Source organism: Rhizobium sp. BK008 (genome assembly GCF_014197345.1).
GTDB lineage: Bacteria > Pseudomonadota > Alphaproteobacteria > Rhizobiales > Rhizobiaceae > Rhizobium > Rhizobium anhuiense.
Window position 1 is genome coordinate 671446 of sequence record NZ_JACIFK010000002.1, and the last position, 7358, is coordinate 678803.

Here is a 7358-nt window from a genome sequence, read left to right on the forward strand (position 1 = left end):
CTGATCCGATAGCCATGGCCAAGAAGCTGAAAATAGGCGACCGGATCCGGCAGTATCGCGTCACGAAAGTCTTCGGACCGGGAATGATGGCTATTTCCTATGGAGCTGAGACTTCGAGCGGCGAGAAAGTTTTTCTCAAGCAGTACAAGTCTCCTGCTCCGACGGTTGTCTGGTATGGGGCCTTCATTGCTTATCAGAACGAGCTCGGAGCACGCGTGCGGAATGGTCGCGCTGCTCAATTTGCGGTGCGCCAGGTCGATGCATTCGAAGAGATCTGGGGCGGGCCTTGCTACTTTCAGGCATTTGAGTTCGTCGAAAATGGTGCAGACCTGCAGCAAATGCTCGATGAGGAGCGGGAGCAGCATCGTCGCACCAAGCAGGCCGCAACTAACGATGCCACGGTTTGGGCACGTCACCTCACATGGTCCAAGGTGTTCATGACCGGTATCGCGGCACTGCACGAATCCAAGGTCGTCCACGCGGATCTCAAACCGGCGAACGCATATTTGATCACTGACCCGTCGATCAGCTCCGGCTACCAGCTTAAGCTGATCGATATGGACTTCTCCTTGTTGGCTGACCGCCGCGCGCCCTGGCACGGGCATCAGGGTTATGTTGGCACTGACAACTATCGATCCCCCGAACATATGACGCGCGGCGCTATTCCGGGACTGGCTTCGGATATTTTCACCTGCGGCCTAATACTTTACGAACTTCTCGCCGGCCATCATCCGTACTGGACCCAGGACCAGGCTGATTATGCAAAGCTTGTGCAGAGCTATACCGCCAAAGCTCCGGCACTTGCCGGGTTGATGCCGGCACCTGCGAGCAATGCCGACGTCAGTTCCGTCCTCCACCGATGCCTGTCTCCAGATCCCGCTGCGAGACCGACGGCTGCGGAAGTTCGGGCTATTTTAAGTGGACGCGGCGCAGGCTCTGCCTTCTCCGGACAGAAAGCTGCTGCATCGACAACAAAAGGCATCGCTCCTCCCGCTTCCGCAGAACTGATCATTTCCGAGAGAATCGAATTGCTTGGTGCGGGCGGACGTTCGCTTCAGATCGGGGTGATGACGGAACTTGGAAAACCTCTGTTGCGGCAGTTCGGGCCGGAAAGCGAGTTCTGGGATGATCGCCAATGTGTCCTTGACCGAAATCCCACACGGCAATGGGTGGTATCTCCCGTGGTTGGTGCGACCAACGAAACACTGGTGAACGGCCTGACCCTGACAGCTCCTCATCCGCTCAGGCAAGGTGATTGCATTGCGGTCGGCCGCCAGGCCAAAGGCATCGCCAAGATGCCCCTTACGGTCCGGGCGCTCAACAAATGAACTCGGCCGGCGGACGTGAGAAGTCCGATCCTCCCTGCGAGCAGTCGGCGATAGCAGAGGCTCATCCGGTGATGACAGATGTACCCAAAGACGAACCAGGGGCGCCGGGTCCTTCCAGTCCCCTCGGCGCGCTTGCCGCAGATGTTTCAGCTGTGGGCCCCGAACCTCCACCGGCGGTTGTTGCGCCGTTGGACGGAGAGCCGGCGTCCAGGACGGAAGGCCTGCCGTCTGACCAGGATCTTTTGAAGGTGACGGCCTTTGCTCCGTTAGAAATCGTCGATGTGAATGACCTTGATTGGAAAGCTGTCCTCAACCGGGCCAGCCCGTCTTCCATCCGCTCCGATATTCGGTCGACGGTGGAAAGAATGGAGGGTCTGCTTGACCGGGCCGACGGCCCAGGCATGTTGTTCGACAAATTCCGCGCCGATCCCACCGACAAAGTCATCAAGATTTCGGACTTCGATGCCGAAATCCCGTTGTGGATCATCGGCGACTTGCATGGTGATCTTCTGGCGCTCGAAGCTGCACTCGTGGCAATGAGACCCCCGGACCTGCAGCCCGGAGACGGCCCACCAAGGACCCTGTTTCTCGGCGATCTCTTCGATGACGAGGGTTTTAGCCTCGAAGTCCTTCTCCGCGTATTTGAACTGATCGTAGACGCGCCCGACCGCGTGTGCGTCATCGCCGGCAATCACGATGAAGCACTGTCTTACGATGGCGTACGATTTTCCTCGAGCGTGACGCCATCGGACTTTGCCGACTTCCTCAACGCTAACCTCACCCACGAATGGATCGAGCGGGCCGGTAAGCTTGCCGTGCGCCTGTTTACGAACGCTCCGCGCGCACTCTTCTTTCCCGACGGATTGCTTGCCGCCCATGGAGGCTTTCCGCTGGTTGACTTGCATCCCGACCTCGCTGAGTCGGGGGAATGGAACAACCCGATGTGCCTGTCTGATTTTGTATGGACAAGGGCCCATCCGAAAGCCCGCAGGAAGCTGCCAAACCGTTTCTCCCGCGGGAGCCAGTTCGGCTACGAGGACTTCGCTGCTTTTTGCTCTTTGAGTGCTGGTCTCGGACGGCCCGTCACACATATGGTACGCGGCCACGATCACGTGGAAGACAGGTATGCGAGCTTCCCCGACTATCGAGCTAATCCGCTGCTCACGACCGTCGCACTTTCGCGTCGGTTGAGCCGCGAGGCTTTCGGGCCCTACGAGCGGGTTCCCACCATGGCGCGATATGTCGAAGGAGCCATGCCGAGCGTGTATCGGTTGCACATTCCCGCGGAAATGATCCGTGCCTATTATCCGCAGCCGGCCGCCGATAGCATCGACAATCACCCGAGCCAGGAGCCTCAACCATGACAGGCGTCATCTTGCGTTGTCCAAACTGCGGCACCGCCACAGCGACTGCCGGTGAGTGCGAGGCCTGTCACGAGGCACAAGTCCGCTTCTACTGTAAGAACCATACGCCGGGGCACTGGTTAGATGCACCCGCATGTCCGCAATGCGGCGCAAAGTTTGGCGATGCGCTGCGTCCGACGGCACCGTCGGTCCGCCCTTCCGTTCACCCACGTCCCCCGGCCCCTTCTCCCAAAGCAGCGTCTCGCCCGGCACCACCACCGCTGGATGCGAGCCCCGGGCCATGGGGTCGGAAGGAGCGACGGAGGTCTGTCCGTCCCGACGTCGAGGCCGATGGCGCCTCAGCTGGCGACATCCGCACGGCAAGAATGCTGGAGATGCTTCGAGCTCTCTCCCGCGCCGGTCGTATCAGTCGGAGGTCGACCTATCCCGTTCCGGAAGCGCCACCTGCAAGCGCAGCAGCGGGGGGGTGCCTGATGCGCTTTATGCTCCTCGTGATGTTCTTGTTCATCATCCTACCGCTGATATTTTCCCTGATAGGAGGCTCTCTACTTGGCGTACTCGACGGCTATTACTTCTGAGGATCGACGACTAGGCCAAGCGCCAGGCGACTGAGGCCGGATCGACGCGCCATCCGATCTGTTTGTACCTTATACGTGCCGCTCCACAAGTTATCCTGCCGCGGCCGTGCGGAGCACAGGGTGTCCGCGACTCGAATCGAAACCTCCCGGATGTGCTGACGGAAAACCTGTCGGAACTCCCTCAAGTTATTCGAACCCGAGAGCAGTTGCGACTCGCAAACGGTCGGGTCTTCTGCCACATCGACAACGGCATTCCGGACGGCATCCGCACCGATGTGAGCGGAAATCTCTGGTCGCGCGCAGCCGATGGGATCCACTGCGTCGACACGACGGGGAACTGATCGGCAAGATCCGTGTCCCCAGACCGTTGCAAACCTCCCCCTTCGGCGGGCCCAAGCGCAACCGCCTCTTCATCGCCGCTACCCGCTCACTCTATTCGGTCTACGTCGCAGCAACCGGCGCCCAGACGCCGTAGGCTGGCGAACTGGCGCCTATATCGGGGCCGTCCGGCGGACACGGCACGTTCCGACTTCCTGTTGACGGGATTCTCATCGAGGCCCGCCCGCGGCGGCGGTCGCAATATCTGGCTATTGGCAGGGCACAGAAACCATTCGAGCGCCGGGTCCGAGCGCGATAGTTTAATAAGACTCAGCTAACTTACGCTTAAGTTTTAGTTAAAATGCGATTCACTGTGTTTGCAGATGATGGGCGACGTTCTCGGCAGCTGACGCGTTAAGACGCCATGCAACAGATTTACCGCCAATGGCAGCTCTCCTCCCAGAACGCGACGAGCTACCGCGCCAAATACATCCTGGCGACCGAGATCCTGAAATCCGATATGTCTTCTCGTGAAATCCGCCGAGCTGCCCGCCGTGTCGTTCGTGCGCTCGAAGCCGTCATCGATCTTCCTATTGCCGCCGCTGATGTACTGAGGACGGCGCGGGAGCACTTTGGAGCATTGACGGAACTCCTTGCAGCAATCGAACCCCTGCCAGCCGGTGATTATGCGCATTGTCCCGAGCCGCGAGGGCCGCGACAGGAAGCTGATGCAACCCTTGGCCATGGGAACCGGGAAGGCTCGGCTCCTGACATGGTGCCGAGCGGGTTTGAGCTGACCCAGCAGGATCGCCACGTCGGTAAGCAAAGCGTGGACGGGCTAACCCTACGACCGAACTGACCTCTCGAAATCCTCACCAGCCGTTGCGCGAATTTTGAGGGATCTTGTGGCCGTTCGCCGTCGAGATTGCGCGCTTGGTCGAGCAACAGCAACGTTGCGTCCTCTTGATAAAATGCATCGTCCTCGACGGCCGCGATGGCTTTAATCACGGGATGTGCCAGGTTGATTTCGAGGATCGGCTTGGCGGCTGCCTGGAGACGACCTGCGTTTTGCAGGATCTTTTCCATCTGCCTGTCATAGCCGTCTTCCGGCGCAAATGCTTTAGCGCGATTCCGGCTGTGGAGAACGATGGTTCTGCTCGGAAACTAAAGCCTGGGCGGCCGGTCGGCGGAAATCGAAAGCGTAAATGCAGGAGTCAATGGCGTATTCAGGAATCACTTACGCAAGCATCCTTCCAAGGCCCTGCGGCGGATGACTGGTGCCGCCAACGGAAGATCCTCGATACGAGACCCGTGCTTGGAACCTTACCATTCTATTTGGTGGCAACGTTCCTTGCCATCCCGACCGAACGCGGCGTGGTTTCGACGAAACCGAACTGCCGGTAAAGGTAATTTGCCGGGCCGTCGGCGATCAGACTGACATAGGCGGTCTTCGGCAACTGGTTCTCGATATAGTCCGTCAGTGCAGCCATGATCATCTTGCCGAGCCCCCTGCCCTGGTGTTCGGGCATGATCGCGATGTCGGTGACCTGAAAGAAGCAGCCTCCGTCGCCGATGATGCGGCCCATGCCGATGATCGTGTCACCGCTCATCAGGCAGAACGCCAAAGATCGAATTGGGCAGCCCCTTTTCGGCAGCCTCTCTCGAAAAAGGGCTGAGGCCAGAGGCTTGGCGCAGGCGCAAATAATCGTCAATACCTGGGACGTGGGACTCGATGCGGTAGTCGCCATGCTGGGTCAATTGGATGCCTTTCAATACACGTCTCCTAAAATGTCCTACAGCACTATCGCGTCTCCAGCGGCCGATAGGCAAGCATTGGCGCTGTAAAACCGGCCACGGAGTAAAAGGGTTCTGAGAATTCAAGAGGAACCGTCATGGCTACCGGTACCGGACGACGACATGGAAGAGGCCTCCGGGATGTGTACCCAGCGAACTCGTACTGACGCGAGAGGACGTGGTCCCTCCGTGTTCTTGATGCTGGCGACCACAAACGAGTGATGGCTGGGCCGGCGGGCTCAGCGGCGGACGCGGTAGCGGATGTGCGTGGCCTCGGGTGTATCGATCACCCGAACGATCTCCAACTCGACGCGCGATGGTAAGACTTCGAACATTCGGCGGCCACCTCCGAACAAGACTGGAACCTGGTGTATTTGCAGTTCGTCGAGCACGCCAGCTTCCAGCGCCCGTTGCGCCGTATACGCGCCAAGCATCAACACGTCCCGGTCCCCGGCGGCGGCCTTCGCCTGCGCCATTGCGCTCGCGATCCCGTCGCTCACGTATTTGACCAAGGGATAATTCGCGACGGATGGCCCGGGCGGCCTGTGACTGGGTACGAAAATCGCGACACCGTGATTGTCACCACCCCAGTGATCGACCTGCTCCACGGTTCGCCGACCCGCCAAAATCGCACCTGGCGCGTTCCATTCGTCCCACAATTGTCCGACCGGTCCGGTCGGTCGGGAAAAATCCCCGTACCACTCGTGCAACCGCATAAAGTCGTCGCCGCCGGGATTGCCCACTTCATCGTTGGGCCCCGCGATATACCCGTCCAGTGACATGGACATGAAGAGCACTGATTTAGACACTGTTATCTCCTATGGTCTTTTTCCAAACTGGACGGTGGGAATTCGCTCCGTGGGTGGGCTATTGATGCCAAAGCTCGTTCAGCCAAGCCGAGTGCGCGTGCGGACTGTCTTGATGTTCCCAAGGACGCTCGAGCGACACCGACGCCGACATCCCGAATACGGATTTTGGGTACTGCCCGCACTTAAGCTGCGCGCGAATGATAGGAGGCTCTCTACTTGGCATACTCGACGGCTATTACCTCTGAGGATCGACGACTACGCCAACCGCCAAGCGACTGAGGCCGGATCTACGCGCCATCGCGGGCCGCTCTTGCTGCGCTGCAGTTCACGCCCGGCCTGCAGCCAGCGACGATCGACAGCACGTCGTCCAAACGCTTGTTCTCGACGACTTCGGGTCTGTGTATCGAGCGCAACTTGTCGAAGGTCCTGTAGGAAAGGGCAAAGCTCTCGTGCATGATCTCCAGGCGGCCGTCCGTTTAGTCGCAAACGACGACCTTCTTACCCGCCAACGGCCTGGAAAGATCAGTTGGATCAAGGATGAACTTAGCGCAGGGTCAGGGCCTGCGACAGAGTACGGACTTCCTTCCGGCACATGGCGCCATCGAGGTTCTCGTGGTCGGCCAGCGGCCGGTGCATGTCCTTCGGATTGCGTGGCGGCTTGCCAAAACGAGCATTGAAATCCTCGATAAACGCCGGTGCATAGAGGTTTGCCGCTTCGATCGTATTGATATTGCTCAGCCGCAGTTCCTTCACCAGCCGATCCTGCAGCGTCTGGTTGGCGCGTTCTACGCGGCCTTTGGCCTGCGGGGTGTTGGCGCAGATAATGTCGATGTTCAGCTCATAAAGCGCCCGACCGAACTGTGTCAGGCCGCTCGTCCGGTCTTTCTCAGAAGCATGCGTACTGCGGAAAACGCCATGCTTGTCGCTGTAGAACGCCAGCGGCTTGCCCCATTGCTGCAGATAGGCCTTGGTCGCGTGCAGATAGTCGAATGTATTCTCCGATCCGGCAAACCGTAGATGTAGCAGCTTGCCGGTGGCGTCATCGATATAGACGAGTAGGGCGCATTTGGGGCCGCGGTTCTCGAACATGGAGTAATCGCGGCGCGATCGTCTGCGGCTTTTGGTCTGGCGAGGGTGGTTGCCCCCGATAAGATGGAAAAACGGGCT

4 protein-coding genes and 3 pseudogenes are annotated in these 7358 nt (G+C 59.2%); 4 read left to right on the top strand and 3 right to left on the bottom strand.

Translation table 11 applies throughout. The annotated features are described in order from the left end of the window. Positions 1 to 14 precede the first annotated feature (14 nt). The 4 genes and pseudogenes from FHT69_RS14635 (at position 15) to FHT69_RS34225 (ending at position 4447) form a co-directional block, all read left to right on the top strand. A complete protein-coding gene (locus FHT69_RS14635) occupies positions 15 to 1328 on the top strand; it encodes a protein kinase domain-containing protein (protein ID WP_097623325.1) in 1314 nt (437 codons plus the stop codon). Then, a complete protein-coding gene (locus FHT69_RS14640; RefSeq protein ID WP_183905545.1) occupies positions 1325 to 2692 on the top strand; it encodes a metallophosphoesterase in 1368 nt (455 codons plus the stop codon). The genes FHT69_RS14635 and FHT69_RS14640 overlap by 4 nt, the downstream gene beginning before the upstream one ends. 754 nt (positions 2693 to 3446) lie before the next feature. Next, positions 3447 to 3745: pseudogene (locus tag FHT69_RS14645) on the top strand (SMP-30/gluconolactonase/LRE family protein); the annotation flags it as partial. Between the two features lie 267 nt (positions 3746 to 4012). After that, positions 4013 to 4447, top strand: coding sequence for a hypothetical protein (locus FHT69_RS34225; protein WP_246780721.1), 435 nt, complete (start codon positions 4013 to 4015; stop codon positions 4445 to 4447). A 472-nt stretch (positions 4448 to 4919) separates the two neighbouring features. On the opposite strand, the pseudogene FHT69_RS14655 reads toward FHT69_RS34225, so the two are convergent. The 3 genes and pseudogenes from FHT69_RS14655 to FHT69_RS14665 form a co-directional block, all read right to left on the bottom strand. Next, positions 4920 to 5346: pseudogene (locus tag FHT69_RS14655) on the bottom strand (GNAT family N-acetyltransferase). 275 nt (positions 5347 to 5621) lie between these two features. Next, positions 5622 to 6179 (bottom strand): dihydrofolate reductase family protein, encoded by a 558-nt coding sequence (locus FHT69_RS14660; RefSeq protein ID WP_179874674.1) that lies wholly within the window; start codon positions 6177 to 6179, stop codon positions 5622 to 5624. A 309-nt stretch (positions 6180 to 6488) separates the two neighbouring features. Then, positions 6489 to 7277: pseudogene (locus tag FHT69_RS14665) on the bottom strand (ISNCY family transposase); the annotation flags it as partial. Positions 7278 to 7358 lie beyond the last annotated feature (81 nt).

Bases quoted from the DNA above. Each gene is read 5' to 3' on its own strand.
- FHT69_RS14635 (WP_097623325.1), top strand. From the start codon at position 15: ATGGCCAAGAAGCTGAAAATAGGCGACCGGATCCGGCAGTATCGCGTC.
- FHT69_RS14640 (WP_183905545.1), top strand. From the start codon at position 1,325: ATGAACTCGGCCGGCGGACGTGAGAAGTCCGATCCTCCCTGCGAGCAG.
- FHT69_RS34225 (WP_246780721.1), top strand. From the start codon at position 4,013: ATGCAACAGATTTACCGCCAATGGCAGCTCTCCTCCCAGAACGCGACG.